This window comes from Geodermatophilus sp. SYSU D00779, from assembly GCF_054050595.1.
The window spans coordinates 52,545-77,534 of record NZ_JBJGZQ010000012.1 but is presented as its reverse complement, the minus strand read 5'-3'; the positions used below and the strand labels follow the sequence as shown (position 1 = coordinate 77,534).

The 24,990-nt window shown below is 74.1% G+C and carries 27 protein-coding genes; 13 read left to right on the top strand and 14 right to left on the bottom strand.

The window, feature by feature from the left end:
* Positions 1-156: 156 nt before the first annotated feature.
* The gene (locus tag ACI79G_RS11585; RefSeq protein ID WP_456881275.1) at positions 157-651 is read left to right on the top strand and encodes a DnaJ family domain-containing protein; all 495 of its coding nucleotides are present in this window, start codon (positions 157-159) and stop codon (positions 649-651) included.
* Positions 652-714: 63 nt separating this feature from the next.
* Positions 715-912 (top strand): hypothetical protein, encoded by a 198-nt coding sequence (locus ACI79G_RS11580; protein ID WP_091221279.1) that lies wholly within the window; start codon positions 715-717, stop codon positions 910-912.
* A gap of 87 nt (positions 913-999) precedes the next feature.
* Here ACI79G_RS11580 and ACI79G_RS11575 read toward each other — a convergent pair whose 3' ends face one another.
* Positions 1,000-1,920 (bottom strand): hypothetical protein, encoded by a 921-nt coding sequence (locus tag ACI79G_RS11575; protein WP_456881274.1) that lies wholly within the window; start codon positions 1,918-1,920, stop codon positions 1,000-1,002.
* 305 nt (positions 1,921-2,225) lie between these two features.
* Here ACI79G_RS11575 and ACI79G_RS11570 point away from each other — a divergent pair, with 305 nt between their 5' ends.
* Positions 2,226-3,038 carry a helix-turn-helix transcriptional regulator gene (locus ACI79G_RS11570; protein ID WP_456881273.1) on the top strand — a complete coding sequence of 271 codons (813 nt, stop codon included), beginning with the start codon at positions 2,226-2,228 and terminating at the stop codon, positions 3,036-3,038.
* A gap of 69 nt (positions 3,039-3,107) precedes the next feature.
* On the opposite strand, the gene ACI79G_RS11565 is transcribed toward ACI79G_RS11570, so the two are convergent.
* From ACI79G_RS11565 to ACI79G_RS11515, 11 genes are all read right to left on the bottom strand, one after another.
* A complete protein-coding gene (locus ACI79G_RS11565) occupies positions 3,108-4,955 on the bottom strand; it encodes a hydantoinase B/oxoprolinase family protein (RefSeq protein ID WP_456881272.1) in 1,848 nt (615 codons plus the stop codon).
* Between the two features lie 65 nt (positions 4,956-5,020).
* Positions 5,021-7,108: a hydantoinase/oxoprolinase family protein gene (locus tag ACI79G_RS11560; RefSeq protein ID WP_456881271.1), complete on the bottom strand. Its 2,088-nt coding sequence runs from the start codon at positions 7,106-7,108 to the stop codon at positions 5,021-5,023.
* A gap of 40 nt (positions 7,109-7,148) precedes the next feature.
* Positions 7,149-7,517, bottom strand: a complete 369-nt coding sequence (locus ACI79G_RS11555) for a hypothetical protein (protein WP_456881270.1) — start codon at positions 7,515-7,517, stop codon at positions 7,149-7,151.
* Between the two features lie 67 nt (positions 7,518-7,584).
* Positions 7,585-7,782: a hypothetical protein gene (locus ACI79G_RS11550; RefSeq protein WP_456881269.1), complete on the bottom strand. Its 198-nt coding sequence runs from the start codon at positions 7,780-7,782 to the stop codon at positions 7,585-7,587.
* A 9-nt stretch (positions 7,783-7,791) separates the two neighbouring features.
* Positions 7,792-8,883: a winged helix DNA-binding domain-containing protein gene (locus ACI79G_RS11545; RefSeq protein ID WP_456881268.1), complete on the bottom strand. Its 1,092-nt coding sequence runs from the start codon at positions 8,881-8,883 to the stop codon at positions 7,792-7,794.
* Positions 8,884-8,991: 108 nt separating this feature from the next.
* Positions 8,992-10,359, bottom strand: a complete 1,368-nt coding sequence (locus ACI79G_RS11540) for an FAD-binding oxidoreductase (RefSeq protein WP_456881267.1) — start codon at positions 10,357-10,359, stop codon at positions 8,992-8,994.
* Positions 10,360-10,392: 33 nt separating this feature from the next.
* Positions 10,393-11,160 (bottom strand): dihydrodipicolinate synthase family protein, encoded by a 768-nt coding sequence (locus tag ACI79G_RS11535; RefSeq protein WP_456881266.1) that lies wholly within the window; start codon positions 11,158-11,160, stop codon positions 10,393-10,395.
* 26 nt (positions 11,161-11,186) lie between these two features.
* Positions 11,187-12,098, bottom strand: a complete 912-nt coding sequence (locus ACI79G_RS11530) for a U32 family peptidase (RefSeq protein WP_456881265.1) — start codon at positions 12,096-12,098, stop codon at positions 11,187-11,189.
* A complete protein-coding gene (locus ACI79G_RS11525; RefSeq protein ID WP_456881264.1) occupies positions 12,095-12,499 on the bottom strand; it encodes a MaoC/PaaZ C-terminal domain-containing protein in 405 nt (134 codons plus the stop codon). The genes ACI79G_RS11530 and ACI79G_RS11525 overlap by 4 nt, the downstream gene beginning before the upstream one ends.
* The gene (locus tag ACI79G_RS11520; RefSeq protein WP_456881263.1) at positions 12,496-12,921 is read right to left on the bottom strand and encodes an FAS1-like dehydratase domain-containing protein; all 426 of its coding nucleotides are present in this window, start codon (positions 12,919-12,921) and stop codon (positions 12,496-12,498) included. The genes ACI79G_RS11525 and ACI79G_RS11520 overlap by 4 nt, the downstream gene beginning before the upstream one ends.
* A complete protein-coding gene (locus tag ACI79G_RS11515) occupies positions 12,905-13,678 on the bottom strand; it encodes a GntR family transcriptional regulator (protein ID WP_456881262.1) in 774 nt (257 codons plus the stop codon). Before ACI79G_RS11515 ends, ACI79G_RS11520 begins: the two co-directional genes overlap by 17 nt.
* Before the next feature lie 182 nt (positions 13,679-13,860).
* On the opposite strand from ACI79G_RS11515, the gene ACI79G_RS11510 reads away from it, so the two are divergent.
* Genes ACI79G_RS11510 through ACI79G_RS11475 form a run of 8 tightly spaced genes read left to right on the top strand, consistent with a single transcriptional unit; the run spans position 13,861 to position 21,633 of the window.
* The gene (locus tag ACI79G_RS11510) at positions 13,861-15,126 is read left to right on the top strand and encodes a CaiB/BaiF CoA transferase family protein (protein WP_456881261.1); all 1,266 of its coding nucleotides are present in this window, start codon (positions 13,861-13,863) and stop codon (positions 15,124-15,126) included.
* A gap of 11 nt (positions 15,127-15,137) precedes the next feature.
* A complete protein-coding gene (locus tag ACI79G_RS11505; RefSeq protein WP_456881260.1) occupies positions 15,138-15,533 on the top strand; it encodes a thioesterase family protein in 396 nt (131 codons plus the stop codon).
* Positions 15,534-15,574: 41 nt separating this feature from the next.
* Positions 15,575-16,558 carry a tripartite tricarboxylate transporter substrate binding protein gene (locus ACI79G_RS11500; RefSeq protein WP_456881259.1) on the top strand — a complete coding sequence of 328 codons (984 nt, stop codon included), beginning with the start codon at positions 15,575-15,577 and terminating at the stop codon, positions 16,556-16,558.
* Positions 16,555-17,220, top strand: coding sequence for a tripartite tricarboxylate transporter TctB family protein (locus tag ACI79G_RS11495; RefSeq protein WP_456881258.1), 666 nt, complete (start codon positions 16,555-16,557; stop codon positions 17,218-17,220). The genes ACI79G_RS11500 and ACI79G_RS11495 overlap by 4 nt, the downstream gene beginning before the upstream one ends.
* 1 nt (position 17,221) lies before the next feature.
* Positions 17,222-18,760 carry a tripartite tricarboxylate transporter permease gene (locus ACI79G_RS11490; RefSeq protein ID WP_456881257.1) on the top strand — a complete coding sequence of 513 codons (1,539 nt, stop codon included), beginning with the start codon at positions 17,222-17,224 and terminating at the stop codon, positions 18,758-18,760.
* Positions 18,753-19,529, top strand: a complete 777-nt coding sequence (locus ACI79G_RS11485; RefSeq protein ID WP_456881256.1) for an enoyl-CoA hydratase/isomerase family protein — start codon at positions 18,753-18,755, stop codon at positions 19,527-19,529. The genes ACI79G_RS11490 and ACI79G_RS11485 overlap by 8 nt, the downstream gene beginning before the upstream one ends.
* Complete coding sequence (locus tag ACI79G_RS11480; protein ID WP_456881255.1) at positions 19,526-20,719, top strand: CaiB/BaiF CoA transferase family protein; 1,194 nt, start codon at positions 19,526-19,528, stop codon at positions 20,717-20,719. Before ACI79G_RS11485 ends, ACI79G_RS11480 begins: the two co-directional genes overlap by 4 nt.
* Entirely contained in the window at positions 20,716-21,633 is a 918-nt protein-coding gene (locus ACI79G_RS11475; RefSeq protein ID WP_456881254.1) for a fumarylacetoacetate hydrolase family protein, read from the top strand. Before ACI79G_RS11480 ends, ACI79G_RS11475 begins: the two co-directional genes overlap by 4 nt.
* A gap of 15 nt (positions 21,634-21,648) precedes the next feature.
* Here the strand turns inward: ACI79G_RS11475 and ACI79G_RS11470 are convergent, their stop codons facing one another.
* A complete protein-coding gene (locus tag ACI79G_RS11470; RefSeq protein ID WP_456881253.1) occupies positions 21,649-22,080 on the bottom strand; it encodes a DUF1707 SHOCT-like domain-containing protein in 432 nt (143 codons plus the stop codon).
* Positions 22,081-22,194: 114 nt separating this feature from the next.
* Here ACI79G_RS11470 and ACI79G_RS11465 point away from each other — a divergent pair, with 114 nt between their 5' ends.
* Complete coding sequence (locus ACI79G_RS11465; RefSeq protein ID WP_456881252.1) at positions 22,195-22,530, top strand: potassium channel family protein; 336 nt, start codon at positions 22,195-22,197, stop codon at positions 22,528-22,530.
* A gap of 1 nt (position 22,531) precedes the next feature.
* On the opposite strand, the gene ACI79G_RS11460 is transcribed toward ACI79G_RS11465, so the two are convergent.
* On the bottom strand, positions 22,532-22,951 hold the full coding sequence (locus ACI79G_RS11460) for a MarR family winged helix-turn-helix transcriptional regulator (RefSeq protein WP_456881251.1): 420 nt from the start codon (positions 22,949-22,951) through the stop codon (positions 22,532-22,534).
* 68 nt (positions 22,952-23,019) lie between these two features.
* Here ACI79G_RS11460 and ACI79G_RS11455 point away from each other — a divergent pair, with 68 nt between their 5' ends.
* Positions 23,020-24,858, top strand: a complete 1,839-nt coding sequence (locus tag ACI79G_RS11455; protein ID WP_456881250.1) for an ABC transporter ATP-binding protein — start codon at positions 23,020-23,022, stop codon at positions 24,856-24,858.
* Positions 24,859-24,990 lie beyond the last annotated feature (132 nt).

The following is a 24,990-nucleotide window of genomic DNA, read 5'->3' as shown; positions in this document are numbered from 1 at the left end:
AGCGTGGGGGTTCCCCGCCCCGTGCGCAGGGCGCTGAGCTGCCGCTTCACCCTTCCGGGGCAGGTCGCCACGTTCCGCGAGGACGCCGGGGTCCCTGCACGAGCGACGCGGGAGGTCAAGACACGATCCGGCAACGGCGGGGTACCAAGGAGGGTGATGACCGAGCGCAAGCCCCCGGGGATGGCCTTCGAGACCTGGATCGACCACCAGATCGCCCAGGCGCAGGAGCGGGGTGCGTTCGAGGGGCTCGGGGGCGCCGGCCGGCCACTGCCGCGGCTGGACAAGGAGCAGACCAGCTACGAGTGGGCGCTGGAGTGGGCGCGCCGCCAGCAGGCCGACCCGCGTGACCTGCTGCCGCCGGGCATGGCGCTGCGCCGTGAGCGCGAGGACCTCGCGCTGCGGGTCCCCCGGCTGCCCAGCGAGGCCGCGGTGCGGGCCGCGGTGGCGGAGTTCAACGACCGCGTGGAGCAGCACTGGCGGCGTCCGGCGGACGGGCCCGACGCCGTCCCGGGGCTGGCCGACGAGGACGCGCTCGTGCGGCTGTGGCACGCCACCCGCCCGCCGCCCCCGGAGCCCGAGCCGGGCGCGGCACCGCCGTCCGCCCCGGCGCGCGCCCGATGGTGGCGGCGCCGCCGTTCGCCCCGGGCGTAGCGCCGGGCGCATCCGCGGCGCAGCCGTCGGGTACGTGGTCGACCCCGAGATGAGGAGGTCGCCATGACCGAGGTACCGGGCACCGACCGCGACGCGGCGCGTGAGCACGTCCTGCACGAGACGCCGCTGGTCCCCGAGGACGTCGACGACACCGACGACGACCCGCGCACCACCGACGAGCCGAGGAACCGGGGCGACGAGGGCGAGACCGGCGACGAGGTCAAGCCGCCGGCCGGGAGCACCGACTTCGGCACGCCTTGATCCCCGCCCGGGCGCGGACTCGCGGGCGGGGCCCCGGGCCCACCCGCAGCGGTTCCCCCTGGCCGCTGCGGGTGGGGGTCCGGCGGGTCACGGCCGGGCGTCCGGGAAGGAGTCGTTCGACTCGCCCGAGGTGAGGGGGCGCGGGTCCCTGCCGGCCCGGTCGACGATCCACGCGGTGTCCCGGGCCGTGCCGTCCAGCGTCAGGCTCCAGTACAGGAGCCGCCGGCCGTCCGGGGCCCACGTCGGGAACCACTCGTCGACGCCGTCCTCCCCGGTCAGCTCCCGCACCTGCCCGCCGTCCGCCCGCATCGTGTAGAGGTCGCGGTCCGCTCCGCCGCGGTTGCTGCTGAACACGATCGTCCGCCCGTCCGGGGAGTACTCGGGGTTGTCGTCGAAGACGCCGTCCGCCGTCCGGGTCAGCCGGCGCAGGCCCGAGCCGTCGGTGCGCATCCGGTAGACCTCGGCGTTGTCGAAGCCCGACAGGGTCGAGCCGAACGCGATGTGCCGCCCGTCCGGCGACCACGAGGGGGAGTAGTCGGTGACGAAGGGGGTGGCGGTCAGCCGGGTCACCCCCGTGCCGTCGGCCGCCATCCGGTAGACGTCGCCCTCCGGGTCGTCCCGGTCCGACACGAACACGAGAGCGTCGCCGTCCGGGGACCAGTCGGGCGAGTAGTCCCCGGCCGGGCTCCCCGGGCCCGCCGTGTTGTGCGTCAGCTGGCGGACGTCGGAGCCGTCGGCGTCCATCACGAAGACCTCCAGGTCGCCGTCCCGGCCGCTGACGAAGGCCAGCTCGCGGCCGTCGGGTGACCAGACGGCGTCGCCGTCGTCCACGTCGTTGTGCGTCAGCTGCACGACGCGTCCGTCCGCCCGGACCCGGTAGATCTCGGTGTCACCGTCGCGGTCGCTGGTGAACACGTACGGGAGCACCCGCCCGCCGGCCTGCGCGGGCACGGCCAGGAGGGGCACGACGCCGAGCGCCGACACGAGGAGGACGGCGGTGCGGCGCATCGGGGACCACCTGCTCCGATCCGGTCGGCGTCCCTCGGCGTCGAGGGGACGGTCCGGACGGTGCGTCGTCCGGATGGGGACGAGCGTGGCGGATCTCCGCCGCGGCCGGATCGGGGTCAGCCCTGGCCCCGCTCCGGGGTTCCCCCCGGGCCTTGTCGGGGGACCGCTGCCCTCCCCACACTGGTAGCGGGACGCACTCGGTGGCGCACCCCAGGTGATGAGTCCTGGTGCATGGGGGGACGACGATGTCGCAGCGCCTGTTCGAAGCGTCCCCGGTGTCGCGCCTGGGCCGGTGTCGTGCGTTCGTGGAGAGCCTCGACGAGGTCGAGGACCTCGCCGGTGTCCGGGACGTCCTGCTCCCCGGACTGGCCGGTCTGCTCGGCGCCCACCTGGCCGTCTACCACGAGGTCGACCGCCGGGCCGGTCGGGAGGTGGCGCTCGGCTGGCCGGCCGAGGTCTACCGCGCGGAGCTCCTGGGCGGCTACCCCTCGGTCATGGCGCAGCACCCGATCGTCGCCTACACCATGGCCCTGCCGGCGGTGGGCGAGCCGCTGCGCACCTCGGACCTGGTGAGCCGGCGGCAGTGGCAGGCCAACCCCGTCTACCGCGAGGCGTACTACCGGCTGGAGGTGGACGACCAGATCGCGTTCGGTGCCACCGACGACGGATCCGCGTTCACCGGGGTCAGCCTCGGTCGCTCCGGTCGGGCGTTCACCGACTGGGAGCGGGACCTCGTCGGGCTCCTGTGCCCCCAGGTCGGCCGGGCGCTGCGGCGGGCCCGCCGGTCCGGGGTCGCGGTCCCGGCGCTGCAGGTCGCGCCGCTCGTCGTCCCGACGGTCATGGGCGGGGGAGGGAGGCCCCGTGCGGCGCCGGCCCTCGTCCTGCCGTCCCCCCGTCCCGCCACGGCGGAGGGGGACCCGCTCACCGCGCGGGAGCGGGAGGTGCTGCGCCTCGTCGCCGAGGGTCGGTCGAACGCGGGCATCGGCCGCGAGCTGTACCTCAGCCCGAAGACCGTCGAGACCCACGTCGCCGCGGTCTTCGCCAAGCTCGGCCTGGCCCCCCACCCGGACGACAACCGCCGGGTGCTCGCGGCGCTGGCCTGGCTGCGGGCGGGCTGAGCACCGGCGAGATCGCCGATCCCGTACGGACGCGGGGGTGCAACCGTGCGAGATCGCCGATCCCGCCGGCTACAGCAGGTCGAACTCGTTGAACGCCGCCCCGCCGGACAGCCGCGCGTAGCCGGGCCCGCGGTCGAAGAACGGTTCCTCGCCGGTGCGGGCGGCCCGGATCTCCCCCCGCAGGGCCGCGGTGGCCGCCTCGTCGGCGGTGCCGTCGTCCCGCACCACCACGCCGTAGTCCGCCCGCGCGCCGGCGACGCTCACCTTGCGCCAGGCGATGTCGCGGAGCACCTCGTCGACCGGCCGGTCCAGCGGGTCGCCCCACCCGCCGCCCCCCGTCGTCCGGATGCGGACGACGGTGCCGGCGGCCAGCGGCTCGGCGTCGGCGAGCGCGTCGACGTCGTGCTCGTCCGGGCCGCCCGGGTCCACGGTGATCTGGAACGGCCGCCCGGCGCGACCGCCGGCGACGCCCCAGCAGGACAGGATCGAGCGGTCGGCGATCGACATGAAGTGCGCGTCGCGCAGCACCCGGATGTGCTTCTCGTAGCCGCAGCCGCCGCGGTGGCGGCCCGGGCCGCCGGAGTCCAGGGCCAGCCCCAGCCGCTCCACCCGCAGCGGGAAGCGGCTCTCGGTGAACTCGGTCGGCAGGTTCCGCGAGTCCGGGACGACGTGGATGGTGTCCTCGCCGTCGGCGTAGTACCGCCCGCCCGAGCCGCCGCCGAGCACCTCGCGCATCAGGTAGGGCTGGCCGTCGGCGTCGGTGCCGTACACGCCGGTGTAGCGGATGGTCTCCTGGTCGGCGGGCATCCGGCCGCCGGTCGCCTTGGCCAGCACCCCGGCCAGGACGCCGAGCAGCCGCAGGATGACGAACGTCCGCGCGTTGGTCGGCGCCGGGAACACCGGGGTGAGCAGCGTGCCCTTCTCGGGGAAGCGCATCTCGATCAGCGGGACGACGCCCTCGTTGACGTCGAGCTCGGCCATCCGCTCCGGCGTCTCGGCGAGGTTGCGCAGGATCGGCGCCAGCCACTTCTTGAGGAAGTTGCCGTCGGCGTGGTCGCCGCAGTGGTTGATCGGCCCCTTGGCCTGCGGGCCGGTGCCGGTGAAGTCGATCACCAGCGGGACGTCGGCGGAGCTGTCCATGGTGAGGGTGATCCGCTGCCGGTGCAGCTTGGGCGGCTCCACGCCGTCGTGCTCGGCGTAGTCCTCCCAGACGTAGGTGCCGTCGGGGATCTGCGAGAGGACCTCGCGCCGGTAGACCTCCGTCGAGTTGGCCAGGATCGCGTCGAAGCAGGCCTCGACGGCGGTCACCCCGTACCGCTCGAACAGCTCGCCCAGTCGCCGCGCGCCGGCCAGGCAGGCCGAGCACTCGGCGTCGAGGTCGGCGGCCAGCGAGTCGGGCATCCGCGAGTTGCGGGTCATGATCGTCATCGCGGCCTCGTTGCGGACGCCGCGGTCCCACAGCTTGATCGGCGGGACCATCAGGCCCTCCTCGTACACCGAGGTCGCCGCCGAGGGCATCGAGCCCGGGACGGCGCCGCCGATGTCGTCGTGGTGGCCGAACGCCTGGACGAAGGCGACGACCTGCGCCTCCGGACCCGCAGGGCCGTCCACCTCGGCGAACACCGGCACGGTGACGCACAGGTCGGGCAGGTGCCCGATCCCGCCCTCGGAGAGGTAGACGTCGTTGTGGAAGTAGACGTCGCCGACGTTCATCGTCTCGATCGGGTGGTCGCGCACCACCGGGTGCACCAGGGCGGAGTACGAGCGGCCGGTCAGCTTGCGCAGCTTCCGGTCGTGGATGCCGGCGCGGAAGTCGTGCGCGTCGCGGATCATCGGCGACCGCGACGTCCGCCCGATCGAGGTCTCCACCTCCCGCTCGATCGCGGCCAGCGTGCCGGCGACGATCTCCACGAGCACCGGGTCGACGGTGCCCCCGCCGTCGGAGCGGCCATCTCCCCGGGAATGGCCACGAGTGGCGGCGGTCATCGGGCGGCCCTCTCGATCAGCAGGTTGCCGTGGGTGTCCACGGTCGCGCGGAAGCCGGGGTGCACCGGGACGGTCGAGCCGAACTCCTCGATCACCGCCGGACCGGGGACGACGTCGCCGGACGCCAGCCGGGGCCGGTCGTACGTCGGCGTCTCCACCCAGTCGTCGTCGAAGAAGACCGGCCGGGAGCCCGTGACGGCCCGCTCCGTCGCGGGCTCGTCGGCCGGTGCCAGCTCGACCAGGTCGGGACGGCGGATCGGCCCGATGCCGCTCACCCGCAGGTTCACCCACTCGACGGCCTGCCGGGGGTCCTCGGCGAAGTCGTAGCCGTAGAGCTGGCGGTGCGCGGCGTGGAAGGCCTGGGCGACGGCGTCGGCAGCCCCTCTCGTCAGCACGGCACCCAGCTCGCCGTCCGCCACGGGGACGCGCACCTCGAACGCCTGGCCCACGTAGCGCAGGTCGGCGCTGCGCTGGATCCGCTGCCGGTCGCGGGGGAAGCCCTCGCCGTCCAGCGCCTCCCGTGCCCGGGCCTCGAGCTCGCCGAAGACCGTGCGCAGGCGGTCGAGGTCGAGGTCGGCGTGCCGGCTGATCGTCGTCTGCACGTGGTCGTTGCGGACGTCGACGGTGAGCAGGCCGAACGCGCTGAGGTTGCCGGGGTCCGGCGGGACGAGGGTGCGCGGCAGACCGAGGACGTCCATCAGCCGGCAGGCCAGCAGCGAGCCTGAGCCGCCGAAGGTGGTGAGCGTGAAGTCGCGGACGTCGAGGCCCCTGGCCACCGTGACCTGGCGCAGCGCGTTGGCCTGGTTCCACGCCGAGATCTCGAGGATGCCGGTGGCGGTGCGCTCGAGGTCCAGGCCCAGCGTGCCGCCGAGACGCCCCAGCCCCTCGCGCGCGGCCTGGACCGACAGCGGGATCTCCCCGCCCAGCAGGTGCGGCGGGATCCGGCCGAGCACCACGTGCGCGTCGGTGACGGTCGGCTCCGACCCGCCGTCCGGGTAGCAGATCGGCCCCGGGTCGGCGCCGGCCGAGCGGGGCCCGACCTTGAGCGTGCCCTCCGGCGAGAGCCAGGCGATCGAGCCGCCGCCGGCGCCGACGGTGACGACGTCGATCATCGGGATCTTCGACGGGTAGGCCCCGACGGAGCCCTCGGTGGTCAGCGCCGGCTCGCCGTCCACCACGACCGCGACGTCGGTGGAGGTGCCGCCGCCGTCGCAGGTGAGCACCCGGTCGAAGCCGGCCGCGCCCGCGACCAGGGCCGCGCCGAGGGCGCCGGCGGCCGGCCCGGAGAGCATCGTGGTGATCGGCTGGTGCACGACCTCCTCGGCCGACAGCACGCCGCCGTTGCTCTTCATCACGTAGAACGGCACGCCCGGGGCGATGCCGTCCAGCCGCTCGCGGATCGCCGTCACGTACGCGCCCACCCGCGGCTTCACCGCGGCGTCGACCAGCGTGGTCACCGACCGCTCGTACTCGCGGTACTCGCGCAGCACCTCGGAGCTGATGCTCACCACCGCGTCGGGGTGCTCCTCCCGCAGGACCTCCAGGACGCGGCGCTCGTGGGCGTCGTCCGCGTAGGAGTGCAGCAGGCAGACGCCGATGGTCGCCACCCCGGCGTCGCGGAGGGACCGGGCGGCGGCGCGGGCGTCGTCCTCGTCGAGGGGGCGCACCTCGTGGCCGCGGGAGTCGAGCCGGCCGCGCACCGTGCGGACCAGGTCGGCGGGGACGATCCGCGGCGGCTTGACCCAGAAGTAGCTGTTGCCGTAGCCGTCGGGCACCGACTGCCGCGCGATCTCCAGCACCGACTCGTAGCCCTCGGTGGTGATGAAGCCGATCCGGTCCAGCCTGCCCTCGAGCAGCTGGTTGGTCGCCACCGTCGTCCCGTGGCTGACCGCGGTGATCGCGCCGCCGTCCAGCCCGAGCAGGTCGAGCACCTTGCGGACGCCGGTGAGGAAGCCCTCCGCCGGGTCGGCCGGGGTGGACGGCGTCTTGGTGGTCGTCGTCCGGCCGGTCGCCTCGTCCACCGCGACGACGTCGGTGAAGGTCCCGCCGGTGTCGATGCCGATGCGGACGCGGCGCGGTTCCATGTGCAGATACCTTAGGGCTGAGATACCTCGGCGGGAAGCATCAGACGGCGGAGATCGCCAACGCGGTGGTGACCACGACCAGCGCCACGCTGAGCGGGGTCAGCGCCAGGGCCGTCGCCCGGACGGCGGGCAGCCGACGGTGGCGCACGGCGAGGACGACGAGCGCCACGGCGACCAGCAGCAGCACGCCCTGGCCGATCCAGCCGGCGGTCAGCCAGGCGCTCGTGGTCGCGCACGGCTCGCACCCGGTCGAGGTGCAGCTGTACGTGTTCGTGCAGTTCGTCATCACGCCGAAGCCGACGCCGAGGCTCCCGACGGTCGCGAGGAACAGCACGACGGCGAGGGCGACGCCCAGCGGCGCCCACACCGTCCAGGGCCGGACGGGCGGGGAGTGCCCGGGCGCGGTCATGCGGGCACCCTGCCAGGACGGCGGGCCGCCGGCCCGCAGCCGGGCCGTGCGGCGCCGGGGCGGGCCCCTACCCCTCGGTCCCGCCGTCCAGGGAGCCGGTCGAGCGACCGGCGTCCTCGACGGCGGCGCCGGCGGGGTTCGGGCGCTCGACGTCGTCCGCGCCGGGGCGCTCGTCGCCGCCCGTGCCCGCCTCGACGTCGCTGTCGTCGTCGAAGCCGCGCAGCGCGTCGTCGGGAGCCAGGAAGGCGTCGTCGGGACCGGTCATGGCCTCTCCTCAGTCGATGTGGACGTCCTTGAGCACTACCCCGCGGAAGGCGGCCAGCCGCTCGGCGGCCTCGGTGACCGCCTCCCGCGGCACCGGCGTCCACAGCTCCACCGCCACGGTCAGCGTCGAGCCGGCCTTGCGCGGCCGCCAGGTGCCCGCGACCTCGCCGCCGGCCAGCACCGCGCCGGGCCGGCCGAGCACCGGCCACAGCGCCGTGGCCCGGGCGGGGTCGTCGACCAGCAGCGGCCGGTCGCGGGCCTGCAGGAACGGGTCGAACGGGCCGAGCAGGAACACGCCGGCCGCGGGCGGGACGTCGTCGACCCGGTCGGCGTCCTCGGCCAGCAGCCAGCGCCGCTCGCCGTCCACCGTCACCTCGACGGCGTCCTCCGGCCAGCGGGCCTGCACGTCCCTGACCGGCGCGTCGAGGTGGCCGGCGGCGAGCTTCGGCGTTGCGGGGCCGAGCAGCCGCAGGTAGCCGCGGACGACGTCCAGGTGCGGCGGCACGGTGGCGGCGGGGGTCAGGCCGGGGACCGGGCGCAGCACCGGCGGCGAGGTATCCGGCTCCAGCTCCAGCCCGGCGCGCAGGGCGGCCAGCCGGAACGGCATCTCGTACAGGTGCGTGGTGCCGCAGGGCCGGCAGGACCGCAGGTGCGGCTCGGGCATGAGCGCGGTCAGCCGCGTGGACACCTCGCCCTTGACCATCGGCGCCGTGACCAGCGAGCGCATAGCGTCGGCGACGGCGTCCAGCGCCTCGAGGTCGCCGATGCCCGCGGCCCTCAGCGGCTTCGAGGCGTCGTGGATGCGCTTGCCCGCGTCGGCGTCGGAGAACGGCGCGGTGGCCGCGACGACCCCGGGCAGGTCGGCCCGCCGGTACAGGTGCGGGGCGCCGCGGAGGGTCCACACGGTGGCCAGCTCGTCGCCGGCCAGCGCCGCGGTGTCCACGCCGCGCAGCGCGAGCGCCCACAGCCCGCCGTCGGGCCCGGTGTCCTGGACGCCGAGGTCGAGGACGGCGGTGCCGGCCGGGTCGCCGGAGGAACGGCCGATCTGCTGGGCGTGCACGCGCAGGTCGAGGACCTGCCGGCGGCTCAGGGACGGCGGCACGCGTGCACGCTAGCGCCCCGCACCGACCGGCGGAGGGTGCTCCCGGGTCGCGCCGCCCACGCGCTGGAGCCGGGTGTCAGGGGGCATGCCCCCGCTGGTGCCGCGCGGTCAGAGCACCTTGCCGGGGTTGAGGATGCCCAGCGGGTCGAAGACGTCCTTGATCCGCTGCTGGAGGCCGTAGGAGGTCTCGCCGAGCTCCTCCCGCAACCACTTCCGCTTCAGCACGCCGACGCCGTGCTCGCCGGTGATCGTCCCGCCGAGGTCCAGGGCCAGCCGCATGATCGCGTCGAAGGCCGCCTCCGCACGCACGGCGGCGGCCGCGTCGCCGCGCTCGAAGACGACGGTCGGGTGCATGTTGCCGTCACCGATGTGACCGGGGCAGACGATCAGCACGCCGCAGTCGGCGGCGATCTTCTCCATGCCGGCGAGCAGGTCGACCAGCCGGGCCCGCGGCACGGCCACGTCGTCGACGAGGGTCACGCCGAGCGCCTCGACGGCCGGGTTCACCAGGCGCCGGGCCTGCAGGAGCATCGCCGACTCGGCAGCGTCCTCGGCCACGGCGACCTCCGCGGCCCCCTGCTCCTCGCAGATCAGCCCCATCGCCGCGACGTCGGCGGCGGCCAGCGGGCCCCGGTCGGACTGGGTGATCAGCAGGGCCTCGGCGTCCTCGGGCAGCCCCATGTCCCGGTAGGCCTGCACCGCGCGGATGCACGCCCGGTCGAGGAACTCCATGAGCGACGGGCGCATCCCCGAGGCCATGATCCGGGCCACCGCCAGCATCGCGTCAGCCGTGCGGTCGAACACCGCCGCCATGGTCAGGGCGGGCTCCGGGGCGGGCCGCAGCGCCAGGGTGGCCTCCGTGATCACCCCCAGGGTGCCCTCCGAGCCGACCACCAGCCGGGTGAGGTCGTAACCGGCCACGCCCTTGGCGGTGCGCCGTCCGGTGCGCACCACCTCGCCGTCGGCCAGCACCACCTCCAGGCCGCGCACGAAGTCGGCGGTGACGCCGTACTTCACGCAGCACAACCCGCCGGCGTTCGTGGCCAGGTTGCCGCCGATCGTCGACATCTCCCACGACGACGGGTCCGGCGGGTAGAACAGCCCGACCTCGGCCACCGCCCGGGAGAGGTCGGCGTTGACGACGCCCGGCTGGACGACGGCGACCTGGTCCACCTCGTCGATCGCCAGGATGCGGTCCATCCCGACCAGGGAGAGCAGCAGCGCACCGTCCACCGCGTTCGCCCCGCCGGACAGGCCGGTGCGGGCGCCCTGGGGCACCACCGGCACCCGGTGGTGGCTGGCCCAGCGCATGACCTCCTGCACCTGCGCGGTGCTCGTCGGCCGGGCCACGCCCAGCGGCGCGCCGGCCACGCAGAAGCTGGCGCTGTCGAAGCGGTACGCCTCGGTGCTGGCCTCGTCGGTGAGCACGATGCCGGCGGGCAGCCGACGGGCCAGGTCCTCGATCGGTGCGGTCACGACTCCTCCTCCGGCCGGGATCTCACCGGTCCCTCACGACCCGACCCGGGCCACGGCGGAGACCCCGAACCGGTCGGCGACCTGCTGCTTGATGCCGGCCGGGAAACCGACCATCGAGGCGCGGTGCGGCGCGGCCAGCTCCACCTGCGCCTTGCCGTCCCCGGCGAAGGCGGCGGTGCAGCGCTCGGGCTCGGCGTTGGCCAGCACGAGGATCGCACCGGTGGCGCCGACCGCGCCCCCCATCGTGAGCACGGTGGTCGCGCCCACGTAGATGTCGCGGTCGAACACCTCGAGCTCGTCGAGGAGCCGGCCGGCGTCGCCGGAGGAGTCCTTGAGCCCGGTCACCGGGAGATCGGGGAGCACCTCGACCGGGATCCCGGGGGAGGCGGCGAACGGGAAGTGGTAGGCCAGCAGCGGCCGGCCGGCGGCGGCCTGCGCGACTCGTTCGTAGTACCGCCGCGGGTCGGCGACCGCAGGCGGCGAGAGCGCCAGCGCGGCGTCGGCGCCGGCGTCGAAGGCACGTGTGGTCAGGTCGGCGGCCTGGGCGCCCGTGGGGGCGCCGGTCCCGGCGAGCACGGGCACGTCGGCCGGGACCGCCGCCCTGACGGCGGCGATCAGCTCGCTGCGCTCATCGGCGGACAGCGACATGGCCTCGCCCGTGGTGCCGGCGACCAGGACGGCGCGCATGCCCAGACCGGTCAGCTGGACGGCGAGGTCGGCGGTGGCGGAGGCGTCGAGGCGGCCGTCGTCGTCGAAGAGCGTGACGAGGGCGACGCCGACACCGGTGAACAGCGGGGGCACGGGGATTCCTCTCGGACGTTGGTGGGTCAGCCGGCGACGGTGGCCGCGGCGGGGTCGGCGGTCAGCTCCGGTGCGAGCTCGGTGAGCAGTCGCAGGACCAGTTCCGCTCGGCGCACGCGCTCACGGCCCAGGTCCTGCGCCATGGCACCGATGTGTGCGCCCACGGGATAGATGTTGGGGGCGTTGCGGAGGCCGAGCTTCAGGTACACCGGAGCCGCCACGCGGACGACCTCGGGGACGTCGTAGAACCGGACGGCGCCACCTTGGTCGTCGGGGACCTCGACGTACATGTCGATCGGCACCGTCGTCGCCGCCCGGATCTCGGCGATCTGGGCCACCGTCAGGTCGGTGGAGACGTTCAGGCTGGTCGCGCCCAACTTCTCGTAGAGCGCGGCGGTCGGGCCGTTGGACAGCGGCATGAGCACCGAGGTCTTCAGCACCAGGTCCTCGGGCATCCGGCCGTCGGCCTTCATCCGGCCCAGGAGCGCGAGCACGCCGAGGTCACCGATCAGGAGACTGCGGACGCCGAGCCGGACCGCGCGCTCGGCGTCGCAGAGGGAGGCGGCCACGGCCGCGTTCCCCCGGGCGGCTGCGCCGACGGCAGCCGCCACCTTGGCCTGGCCGCCGACGTCCCAGGCGCTGCGCGGGCCGAGGAAGAGGTTCACCTCGATGTCGCGCTCGGCGCCGAGGGCGACCATCCGCGCGATCTCGGCGTCGGTCAGCATCATGACGCCGCTGCCCTGCGAGACCCGGTGGACCGGGACGCCGCGGCGGTCGGCCTCGTCGAGGACGGCCGCCATCACGTCCGGGCCCTCGCAGCTGGGGATCTCGACCTTGTAGCGCGAGCCGTCGGGGAACCGACCGGCCGAGTCGGCGCCGTCGGTGAGCACCGGGTGCCCCAGTCCGGCGCACAGGCTGTTGATGCGTCCCAGGGTCATGACCGGTCCTCCGTCAGTGCGACCTCGGCGGTCCCGATGGTCGTCCGCGTCCCGTCCGCGCTCGCCGTCCAGACCTCGAGGGAGACCCGGTCGCCGTCCTGCCCCGTGACGCGGGCGCCACAGGTGACCGGCTCGTCGCGGAAGTCCATCCCCCGATAGCTCACGTCCAGGACGGTCAGCCGGCCGCGACCGGCGAACCACTCCTCGACCAGCCGTCCCAGCCAGGCCGTCTTGAGCAGCCCGTGCACCGCGAGCTCCCGGTGACCCCGCTCGTGGGCGAAGGGGAGGTCGTAGTGCATCTCGTAGAAGTCGCCGCTGGCGCCGGCGTACTGCACCAGGGTCCGCAGGGTGGCGGTCTCGACCCGGGTGGTCTCGTCGGCCCGCTGCTCCGTCGCGCTCATCGCCGCACCCGCGTCCCGACGTGGCGGACCGCGAGCGTGCCGTCCGGCAGCCGGAACTCGGTGACGAAGGTAAGCAGGGCCAGCGTGCCCGACCGTCCCGTCTTCTCCTCCACGCCGGTGAAGGTCAGCTGCGAGGTCACCTCGTCGCCCAGCCGCAGCGGGCGGTGCACCTCGAACCGGTCGCCGCCGTTGATCCACCCCATGCCGTAGGCCAGTGCCTCCGGCATCGTCGGTGGTTCGGTGAGGAAGCAGGCGGTGATGGTGGCCGGCACGTCGGTGCCGTCCTCGTCCGCGCCGATGGCCCGCCGGTAGTCGCGGAGGTGGCGCCGCTCGACGACGTCGACGCGCTCCTCGGCGGTCCAGCCGATGGCGGCCTGGAGCGCCTCCAGCGGGCTGGTGCTGGTGTCAGGCGTGTCCGTCACGCCGCATCGCCTCCTCTTCCTCCTGGCGGATCCGTGCGAACCACGCCCGCGACTCGGGCGAGTGGCCCTCGGCGTCGTCCGCGATGCTGAGCAGGAAGGTGCGCTGGCCGTGGTGCGCGAGCGTGTGCGCCATGCGCTCCACGTCACCGGCCTCGACCAGGTCCATCAACGGACGGTGGCGGGCGGCATCCTGCCGGGCCGTCTCGATCTCCGCGCGGGCCCGCCGGTTCATCGCCATGCACATCCGCATCTGCAGCGACAGGGACCGGTAGACGTCCTCGAGCCGCCGGTGACCCGCCAGCCCGACGATCGCCAGGTGGAAGGCGAAGCTGGTCTCCACCACCCGTGCGGCGCCGGGTTCCTCCGCGGCGGCCTCCAGGTCGGCGAACGCCTGGCGGAGCCGGTCCAGCCGCTCCTGCGAGCGGACGGGCACGCCCAGCCGGACGGCGATCTGCTCGATCTCCTCGCGCAGCGACACGATCTCGTAGATGTCGTGCGGCGTGACCGACGCGACGACGGCGCCCTTGCGGGGCACCTGCACGATCAGGCCCTCCTGCTCCAGGACCCGCATCGCCTCGCGCAGCGGCGGGCGGCTGACGCCCAGCTCCTCGGTCAACCGGTTCTCGATCACGCGGTCGCCGGGGCGCAGTTCCCCGTTGAGCACCATCTGGCGGAGGGCCTCGGCGGCCAGGGCGGACATGCTCGGCGGCGCCTCGATGCGGCGCGCGGAGGACACCGGGTCCGGTGGTGCCGTCACGGTGCTCCTCCTTCCTGTCTCGGGGTCGGTGCCCCAGCCTGCCCGGCCGCGGTGAGCGCGCCCTCTTCGTAACGGATCGTGCTGTGACCCTTGTCATGGTGCCCGGTCTTTTGTAGACAGTAGTCCACTCGCTGTGAGGCACACCACCCTGCAGCGCCGGAACTTCGGAACGGAGGCTGCGGATGGCGGTCGGAACAGGTGGCCCGCTGGCCGGCGTGACGGTGCTCGAGGTGGGCGCCTTCATGGCCGCCCCCTTCGCCACGATGCAGCTGGCGGATCTCGGCGCCCGGGTCCTCAAGGTCGAGAACCCGACCGGCGGCGACCCGGTCCGGGCGACCGGCCCCTTCCTCGACGGTGAGAGCTCGCCCTTCGTGCGGCTCAACCGGAACAAGGAGTCGGTGGCGCTGGACCTCAAGTCCCCCGAGGGCAAGCAGGCGTTCCTCCGACTGGCCGCACGGGCCGACGTCCTGGTGGAGAACCTCCGGCCCGGGGCGATGCGGGGGCTCGGCTTCGGCTACGAGGCGATCCGCGAGGTCAACCCCCGGATCGTCTACGCCTCGGCGTCGGGCTGGGGCCAGGACGGCCCGCTGGCAGCGCTGCCGGGGCTGGACATCATGGCCCAGGCCCGCGGTGGGCTGATGAGCATCACCGGGACCCCGGACGGCGACCCGGTCAAGATCGGCGTCCCGATCTGCGACCTGGTCTGCGCCATGTACGTCGCCCTCGGGGTGACCGCCGCGCTCAAGGAGCGCGACCGCTCCGGCGAGGGCCAGTACCTGGACGTGTCCCTGCTGGAGAGCGGCGTCTCGTTCGCCATCTGGGAGGCCGGCAAGTACTTCGCCACCGGTGAGGTGGGCCGCCCCCTGGGGTCGGCGCACCAGAGCACGGCGCCCTACCAGGCGGTGCGGACCGCCGACGGCCACGTCACCGTCGGCGCCGTCACCCCGAAGACCTGGAAGGGGCTGTGCACGGCCCTGGGCCTCGAGGAGCTGCTCGACGACGAGCGCTACGCCGACGCCTCCACGCGGCACGGCCACCGCGACACCCTCATCCCCGCGATCGAGGCGGTCACCACCACCCGGACCACCGCCGAGGTCGTGGCCGCGCTCGACGGGGCGGGCGTGCCGTGCGCCCCGATCGCGGACTACGGCCAGGTCTTCACCGACGAGCACCTGGACCAGCGCGGCTACTTCTGGGACGCCCCGCACCCGACCCTGGGGCCGATCCGCCAGCTCGGGTCGCCCATGCGCCTCTCGCGCACCCCTGCCCGTCAGGACAGCGCCGGTCCCCAGCTGGGGACCGGGACCCGCGCGGCCCTCGAGTGGGCGGAGATCCCGCCCGCCGAGATCGACGCGCTCATCGAGTCCGGGGTCGCCGCCGACCCGGCCCACACCGTGGCGGCCGCCCCCGACCTCGCCCCGCTCCCCGCCGACGACCGACCCCTCTGAGGAGCCCTCGCATGACCAGCACACTCGAACCCGGTGTCCAGGGCGTCCTGGAGCGCACCGTCGAGGCCGAGCACTGCACCCGCCGCGGTGAGTACGACATCTTCTCGACGCCCAACCTCGTCCTCCTGCTGGAGGAGGCTGCGATCGAGGGCCTGGCCCCGCACCTCCGGGACGACCAGGCCAGCGTGGGCAGCAAGGTCGACGTCGCGCACATCGCCCCGACGCTGCGGGGCCAGACCGTGCGGGCGACCGCCACCGTGACCGAGGTCGACCGTCGCCGCGTCCTGTTCGACATCCGCGTCGAGGACGACGAGGAACTGATCGGCCACGGCACGCACGAGCGGTTCGTCGTCGACCTGCCCTCGTTCGAGGGCCGGCTCGCGGCCAAGGCCGAGCAGCTCCGGTGATCCCGCGCCACCCGATCCGTCCCATCCGACGAGGAGTTCATGTGAAGCGCACGCGTTCCGCCGTCCTGGCCACGACCTCGGTCCTGGCCCTGTCCCTCGCCGCCTGTGGCGGTGCCGAGTCCGGTGGTGGCTCGGCCGGCGGCGGCGGGTTCACGCCGCGCGGCGACGTCACGATGATCGTGCCGTTCGGCGCCGGTGGCGGCAGCGACCTCGCCGGCCGCGCGACCGCCACCATGATCGAGGCGGCCAACGGAGACGTGAACGTCAACGTCGAGAACCGCGAGGGTGGCTCCGGTGCCGTCGGCTACTCGGCCTTCCTCGGTCAGGCCGGCGACGCGGAGACCCTGCTCGCCACCGAGACGGCCCTGCTGGCCCTGCCGATCAGCGGTGAGGTCGAGTTCGACTACACCGACTTCACGCCGATCATGAAGCTGGGCGACGACTACACCCTCATGATCGTCAACGCCGACAGCCCGTACCAGACCTGCACCGACGTCGTCGAGGCCGCCAAGGCCGAGCGGGTCACCGCCGGCATCAGCGGCATCACCGGCCTGGACAACATCGTCTTCACGCTCACCGAGCAGCAGACCGGCGTCGAGTTCGACCGGGTGCCCTTCGAGTCCGGCGGCGAGCTGACCGCCGCGCTGCTCGGCGGCCAGATCGACATCGCCTCGCTCAACCCGGGCGAGATCATCGGCCAGCTCGAGGCCGGCGAGGTCAAGGCGCTGTGCGCCTTCTCCGAGGAGCGCTACGCCGACTACGAGGAGCTGGCCGACATCCCGACGGCCGGGGAGCAGGGCATCGACGTCGCCTTCGCCCAGTTCCGCGGCGTGCTCGCACCCGGCGGCATCGACGAGGCGGCCCGCCAGTTCTGGATCGAGACCATGGAGGCCGCGGTCCAGACCGACGAGTACCGGAAGTACATCGAGGAGAACTACCTGCAGGCCAACACGGCTGCCGGTGACGAGTTCGTCGAGTACCTCGAGGGCAACAACGAGCTGCTGAAGCAGGTCCTGGCCGGATGAGCACGCCCCCGGCCAGGCGGGGCATCGCGGTCGAGCAGGCCGTCGTGTACGGCCTGCTCACCGCCCTCGGCCTCGGCGCACTCGTCATGGCTCTCGACTACGGGCTCTTCCTCGAGGAGTCCCGCGTCGGACCCGGCCTCGTGCCCGCGGTGGTCGGCGGTCTGGTCGCGCTCATCGCCGGCTGGGAGCTGTTCGGGACCCTGCGCGGTCGCCGGACCCCGCACGACCGCGGGCTGGCGGAGGTCGTCGCCGCTGCCGCGGTGGACGCCCCCCAGGGCGGCACCTCGTCGGGGAGCGCCACCCCGGGGGGTGTCCCCGCCGGTGGGTCCGGCTCCATGTCCCCGGACGGCGGCCCGGTCCAGATCCCCGGTTCCGGCCCCGGTCCGGATGACGTGGACATCTTCGGGCGCACGCCCGAGCAGCGGAACCGCCAGCTGTGGACGGTCAGCGCCGCGCTCGTCGTGGCGGCCCTGCTCGTCCCGCTGCTCGGGCTCCTCGGATCCCTCTTCGTCCTGTCGGTGTTCGTCTCCGCGGTGGTGGAGCGGCGGGCCTGGCTGCCCTCCCTGATCGTGTCGTTCCTGGCGGTCGCGGCGGTCTACGGCGTCTTCGTCGGTTTCCTGGGCGTGCCGCTGCCCACCGGGCTGATCGGCATCGGAGGCTGACGTGCTCGACAACCTCGTCCTCGGCTTCTCGACCGCGCTGAGCCTCGAGAACCTGCTCTGGTGCTTCGTCGGCGTGCTGGTCGGCACCGTCATCGGCGTCCTGCCGGGTCTCGGGTCGACCACCGGCGTCGCGGTGCTGCTGCCGCTGACGCTCTCCCTCGAGCCGGTGACCGGCCTGATCATGCTGGCGGGCATCTACTACGGCTCGCAGTACGGCGGGACCATCACCTCGGTCCTCATCTCCACGCCCGGTGAGGCGTCGAGCGTGGTCACCACGCTCGACGGCTACCAGATGGCGCGGCAGGGGCGGGCGGGTGCGGCCCTGTCCATCGCGGCGATCGGGTCCTTCGTCGCGGCGATCATCTCGCTCGCCCTGCTCGTGGCGCTGGCGCCGCCCTTCGCGGAGTTCGCGCTGGACTTCGGTCCGCCGGAGATGCTGGCCGTGATGATCCTCGGCCTCGCCACGATCATCAGCTTCGCCGGCGACAACCGGGTGCTGGGGCTGCTGATGGCGCTGGTCGGGCTGCTGATCGCGACCGTCGGCGTCGACCCCGGCAGCGGGACGTCCCGGTTCACCTTCGGGTCCATCTACCTGCTCAGCGGCATCCCGTTCGTCGAGGTCATGATCGGCCTGTTCGCGGTGGGCGAGGTGCTGTACCAGATCCGGCAGGGGGCCGCGGCGCCGATCCGTGCCGGGTTCAGGGAGCTGATGATCAGCCGTGAGGACCTCCGCCGGTCCGGGGGACCCATCGTGCGGGGGAGCTTCCTCGGCTTCCTCTTCGGCATCCTGCCCGGTGCCGGCTCGACCCTGGCCTCGTTCATGGCCTACGGCATCGAGAAGCGGGTCTCCAAGCGGGGCAAGGAGTTCGGCACGGGCGCGATCGAGGGCGTGGCCGCTCCGGAGGCGGCCAACAACGCGGCGGCCAACGCCAACTTCGTGCCCACCCTGACCCTGGGCATCCCGGGGGGCGCGACCACGGCCGTCCTCCTGGGCGCATTCCTGATCTACGGCATCCAGCCGGGCCCGCTGCTGTTCGACGAGCAGCCCGACCTCGTCTGGGGTCTGCTGGCGTCCTTCTTCATCGGCAACGTGATCCTGCTGGTCCTCAACCTGCCGCTGGCCCCGGTGTTCGCGCAGCTCCTGCGCGTGCCCTACGGCTACATGTACCCGCTGATCCTGCTGACCAGCCTGGTCGGCGCGTACTCCATCACCAACGGCATGTACAGCGTCTGGGTGGTGCTGGTCTTCGGCATCATCGGCTACGTCATGAAGCGGCTGGACCTGCCCATGGCTCCGCTGGTCCTCGGCCTCGTGCTCGGCCCGTTGTTCGAGAAGGCGCTGGTCCAGACCTCGGCGATCGGCGACGGCGACCTGCTCATCGTCTTCACCCGCCCGCTCGCCCTGGCGGTGATGGTGATCGCCATCCTCCAGCTCGCCGCGCCGAGCATCATGGCCCGGCTGCTGCGGCGCCGTGCCACCACCCGTTCCCGGCGGTCCGACTCCGCCGACAGCACCCCGGAGGGCTCCACCCGTGGATGAACCAGAGCTGCTCGTCACCCAGGACGGCGGCGTCCTGACCGTCACGTTCAACCGCCCCCGCCAGCGCAACGCGATGACCTGGGGGATGTACGAGGGCCTCTACGAGGCCTGCGAGAAGGCCGACGCCGACGACGACGTCCGGGTCCTCGTCCTGAAGGGGGCGGGGGACAAGGCGTTCGTGGCCGGCACGGACATCGGCCAGTTCGCCGACTTCCGCGAGGGCTCGGAGGGCGTCGCGTACGAGGAGAAGATCGCCCGGATCGTCAACCGGCTGGAGGACGTCGACGTCCCGACCGTCGCGGCCATCCGGGGCTTCTGCGTCGGTGGCGGCCTGGGCATCGCCTCGGTCTGCGACCTGCGGATCGCCACGCCCTCGGCTCGCTTCGGCATCCCCATCGCGCGGACCCTGGGCAACTGCCTCTCGATGAACAACTACTCGCTGCTGCTGAGCCACCTCGGCCCGGCGCGGACGCTGGACATGCTGCTGCGGGCGCGGCTGTTCACCGGCGAGGAGGCGGCCGCCGCGGGGTTCGTCGCCGAGCTGTGCGCCGAGGAGGATCTCGACACCGCCACGGACGCCGTCGTGACCACGCTGCTCGGGCACGCGCCGCTGAGCATGTGGGCGGCGAAGGAGGCGGTCCGCCGCATCCGCCGTGCCGCTCTGCCCGACGGGGACGACATCGTCAGCCGGGTCTTCGCCAGCGAGGACTTCCACTCGGCGGTCGCCGCGTTCGCGACCAAGCAGCCCGTGGTCTGGCAGGGCCGGTGACGGACCCGTCCGCCACCGGCCCGTTGGCCGGCACCCTCGTCGTCGACCTGTCGCGGGCGCTGGCCGGACCGCAGGCCACGATGATGCTCGGCGACATGGGCGCCCGGGTCATCAAGGTCGAGACGCCCGGGACCGGCGACGACTCCCGGTCCTGGGGGCCGCCGTTCGTCGGCCCGGAGGACGACCCGGTGTCGACCTACTTCCTGTCGGCCAACCGCAACAAGGAGTCGCTGCAGCTGGACCTGAAGTCCGAGACCGGGCGCGGGGCGCTCACCCGGCTGCTGGAGCGGGCCGACGTACTCGTGGAGAACTTCCGGCCCGGGGTGCTCGACCGGCTCGGCTTCGGCATGGCCCGGCTCGAGGAGCTCAACCCCGGCCTGGTGGTCCTGTCCATCAGCGGCTTCGGGCACGACGGACCGGAGGGCGGGCGCGCAGGCTACGACCAGATCGCCCAGGGGGAGGCCGGGCTGATGTCCCTCACCGGGCCCTCGCCGGAGCAGCCCACCCGGGTCGGCGTGCCGATCGGCGACCTGCTGGCCGGCATGTACGGCGCGTTCGGGGTGGCCGCCGCGCTCGCCGAGCGGGCCCGGACCGGCCGCGGGACCGTGGTCCGGACGTCCCTGCTCGCCGCGATCGTCGGCGTGCACGCCTTCCAGGGCACCCGGTGGACCGTGGCGGAGGAGGTCCCGCACGCGACCGGCAACCACCACCCGGCCATCGCTCCCTACGGCGCCTTCCGCGCGCGGGACGGGATCATCCAGGTGGCCGTCGGCAACGACGCCCAGTGGCGCGCCATGGCGGCCGTCCTCGGCCTCGACACCGCCGACCCGCGGTTCGCCACGGGCCGCGACCGGGTGGCGCACCGGCCGGAGCTGGTCGAGGCCATGGAGGAGCGGCTCGCCACCCGGCCGGCCGAGGAGTGGCTGGCCCTCCTGGCCGGAGCCGGCGTGCCCTCGGGCAGGGTCCGCACGCTGGACGAGGTCTACACGTGGGAGCAGACCCTCAGCCAGGGTCTGGTCATCGACGTCGAGCACCCCACGCTCGGCACCGTGCAGCTGCCCGGACCCCCGCTGCGGCTGGAGACCCTGGCCGGCGCCCCGGCCGGCCGGCAGGGGCACGGCGCGCCGCCGTTGCTCGGGCAGCACGACGAGGAGATCCTCGGCTGGCTGGAGGAGGGAGACGGCCGATGACGCACGTGGTCCGCTACGAGGCGGACGGGGAGGTGCTCGTCGGCGTCCTCCACGACGGTGCCGTGCGGCCCGTGCCGGCCGTGGGCTCGGTGGCCGAGCTGCTGGGCAGGGACGTGGCTGCCGCCAGGTCCGCGGTGGAGGCTGCGGTCGGTGAGCCGGCCGTCCCGGTGGGCGCGGTCCGGCTGCTCCCGCCGGTCGACGGGCTGACCGAGGTCTGGGCCTCGGGCGTGACCTACGAGCGGTCGATGGACGCGCGCGTCGAGGAGAGCCAGAGCCAGGACGTCTACTCCCGGGTCTACGCCGCCGACCGGCCCGAGCTCTTCTTCAAGTCCGTCGCCTGGCGGGTGGTCACCGATGGTGAGCCGATCGCCGTCCGGCCCGACTCCGCGGTGACGGTGCCCGAGCCGGAACTGGCGGCCGTCGTCACGGCGACCGGGGAGGTGTTCGGCTACACCGTCTGCGACGACGTCTCCTCCCGCGACATCGAGGGGGAGAACCCGCTCTACCTGCCCCAGGCCAAGGTCTATGCCGGGAGCTGCGCGCTCGCCGCCGGGATCCGGCCGGCGTGGGAGGTGCCCGACCCGTCCCGGCTCGGCATCGAGGTCCGGGTGAGCCGCGCGGGGGAGACGGTGTTCGAGGGGGCGACGTCGACCGCCCGGATGCGCCGGTCGGTGGCCGAACTCGTCGCACACCTGGTGGCGGCGCAGGACTTCCCCGCCGGCGCGGTGCTCTCCACCGGGACCGGGATCGTGCCGGGTCTGGACTTCACGCTGCTCGAGGGGGACCAGGTGGAGGTGACCGTCGAGCACGTCGGGACCCTGACCAACCCCGTCGGCACGCTGGACGCCGCGCGGGCGGCCGCCGCGCGACGCGCCCCGGCCGGGGCGGTCCGGGGACGGCCACCGGCGCGGTGACCCGGGGACGACGCGTCAGCGTCGGGGCCGGCCGATGCCGACGACGTACAGGACGAGCAGGGCGGCGCCGGGGACCGACAGCCAGATCCACCAGGGGTACACGCCTCCCTCGCTGGTGAACGAGACTAGCCCCCACACCACGAAGTTCACCGCGGTCGCGCTCGCCCAGATGATCGTCAGCACCCGCATCGCGGTGCCGGCGTCGTCGTCGGAGAACCGCTGACCGGGCGGCGGCGGAGGCGGCGGCGCCGGTGGCGGCTCGGGCAGGTCGCGGGTCACCCGGGACAGGTCGCCGCGAGTGCGCGCGGCCCAGACCGACTGCACGCGGGCATCGAACTCGTGCAGGTCGAGCTGCCCCGCAGCGACGGCGCGGCGCAGGCGCTCCTGGACGGCGGCCCGCTCGGGGTCCGACACGCGCAGCTCGTCGGGGTGCACCGGGTCGCTCACGCTCTGATCGTCGCAGCCCGGCTGCCTGCCGTGGGAGGTGCGACGCGCGGCCGGACGCCGGTCCCGGGACGTGGAGGCTGGCCCCGGGTGGCCGTCCGGGACGACCCTGCACGGATGGTGGGTCCCTTCCTCCAGGCATACCGGCTGGTGCGGGAGGTGGTGCTGCTCGTCAGGCAGCCGAACGGGCGCGCGTTGGCGCTGCTGCTGGTACTCCAGCTCGTCGGTGGGACCGTCTCCTGCACGTCGACCGAGGGCTGGTCCTGGCTCGACGCCCTCTACTTCAGCGCGACGACCCCGGCCACCGTCGGGCTCGGCGACCTCGCGCCGGTGACCGCGGCGGGCACGCTCTCCACGGTCGTCTCCATCCTCACCGGCGTCGGCCTGCTGGCGACCTCCATCTCGATGCTGGCCCAGCAGTTGCGGCCGGCGCCGGGGGCAGACCGCGACTGACTCACTCCCCGGCGAGGGTGCGCAGGATCCGGGCCAGGGTGGCGCGGTCGTCGGCGTCCAGCCGGGCGAACAGGTCGCGGTTGTCGGCGGCGCGGGCGGCGGCGATCTCGGCCTGCACCCGCCGTCCCTCCTCGGTGGGCGTGAGCACGACCGCCCGCCGGTCGCTGGGGTGGGGCGTCCGCTCGACCAGGCCGCGGGCCTGCAGCGCGTCGGCGACCTCGGTGGCCGAGCGCGGCGCGATGTGCAGCGCCTCGGCGAGCTCGGAGAGGCGGACGCCGGACCGATCGGTGACCACCCGCAGCGCGCGGACGTGGTGGGGGGAGAGGTCCCAGGGCGCCAGCGCCTCCCGCCACCGCCGGCGCTGCCCGCGGGTGACCCGCACGAGCAGCTCGCCCAGGGCCTCGGCGTCGTCGTCCGGCATGCCGGGAATCCTACCGGTCACCTCGTGGTTCCCTCACCATGAGGTAGCCTCAGTATCCGACACGGGAGGTGGTCGTCATCGACGACTCCAGAGGACCAGGCGGGCGGCCGGGCCGCACCGTCGATCCGGCCGACCGGGCCCAGCTCGAGCGCAACCCGGTGCCGCTGCGCCGGGTGACCGCGCTGTTCGCACCCTTCCGCTGGCAGGTCGCCGCGGTCGTGGTGCTCATCGTCGCCTCGTCCGTGGTGGCGCTGGCGACGCCGTTCCTCGTCAAGCTCGTCATCGACGAGGCGCTGCCGCGGCAGGACGTGCGGCTGCTGGTCTGGGCGGTCCTCGGCATGCTCGCCGTCGCCGCCACCACCGCCGTCCTCGGCGTGGTGCAGACCTGGGTGTCGACGACGGTCGGGCAGCGGGTCATGCACGGCCTGCGGACCTCGGTGTTCAGCCACCTGCAGCGCCAGTCGCTGGGCTTCTTCACCCGCACGCGCGGCGGCGAGGTGCAGTCGCGGCTGACCCACGACATCGCCGGCATGCAGTCGGTGGTGACCTCGACGGCGACGTCCCTGGCGTCCAACGCGACCACCGTCGTCGGCACGGTCGTGGCGATGGTCGCGCTGTCGTGGCGGCTGTCGCTGCTCTCGCTGCTCGTGCTGCCGCCGGCGGTGGTGCTCACCCGCAAGGTCGCGCGGATGCGGCGGACGGTCACCGCCCAGCGCCAGCGCCACCTGGCCGACCTGCACGCCCAGGTCGAGGAGGGGCTCAGCGTCAGCGGCGTGCTGCTCGGCAAGACCCTCGGTGCCGGTCCCGCCCAGTCGCGGCGCTTCTCGGAGACCTCCGCGGACCTCGTCGGCCTCGAGGTCCGCGCGCAGCTGGCCGGGCGGTGGCGGATGGCCACGATGAGCATCGTCTTCGCCGGCATCCCGGCCTTGATCTACCTGGCGGCGGGCCTGCCGGCGACCTCCGGCGGGATGACGATCGGCACGCTGGTCGCCTTCACCGCCCTGCAGGGCACGCTGTTCCGCCCGCTCATGGGCCTGCTGGACGTCGGCGTGCAGGTGACCGCCTCGATGGCGCTGTTCAGCCGGGTGTTCGAGTACCTCGACCTGCCGGTGGAGGTCGACGACCCGGCCGACCCGGTGCCGCTGGACCCGGCCCGCGTGCGCGGCGACGTGGCGCTGGAGGGCGTCTCGTTCACCTATCCGGACGGGCACCGGCCGGCGCTGGCCGACGTGCACCTGACCGTCCCCGCCGGGACGACGACGGCGCTGGTGGGGGAGACCGGCTCGGGCAAGAGCACGCTGGCCTCGCTGGTCGCCCGGCTGGCCGACCCGACCGCGGGCCGGGTGGCGATCGACGGCGTCGACCTGCGCGACCTCTCGCTGGCCACGCTGTCGCGGGTGGTCGGGGTCGTCGCGCAGGAGACCTACCTCCTGCACACGACCGTGCGGGAGAACCTGCGGCACGCCCGCCCCGACGCGACCGACGCCGAACTCGAGGACGCCGCCCGCCGCGCCCAGGTGCACGACGTGATCGCCGCGCTGCCCGACGGCTACGACACCGTCGTCGGCGCCCGCGGGCACCGGTTCTCCGGCGGGGAGAAGCAGCGGCTGGCCATCGCCCGGACGCTGCTGCGCGACCCGCGCGTGCTGGTGCTCGACGAGGCCACCAGCGCCCTGGACACCGGCACCGAGCGGGCCGTGCAGGCCGCGCTCGACGAGGCCAGCCGGGGCCGGACGACGATCACCATCGCGCACCGGCTGTCCACCGTGCGGCACGCCGACCGGATCGCCGTCCTCGACGCCGGCCGGGTGGTCGAGAGCGGCACGCACGACGAGCTCGTCGCCCGCGGTGGCCGCTACGCCGCCCTCGTGGCCGCCGGCGACCGCGAGCCCGCGCTGGCCGCCTGAGCCGACGCCTGCTGCGCGTCCTCCCGCCCGGCACGACAGCGGCGCCGGCGGCCGACCTGCTCCTCCGGACGACGTCCTGGTGCCCGGGCTCCGACGTGCCCGGCGAGCCCCGGCGGGTGTCGTCCCGTGCCG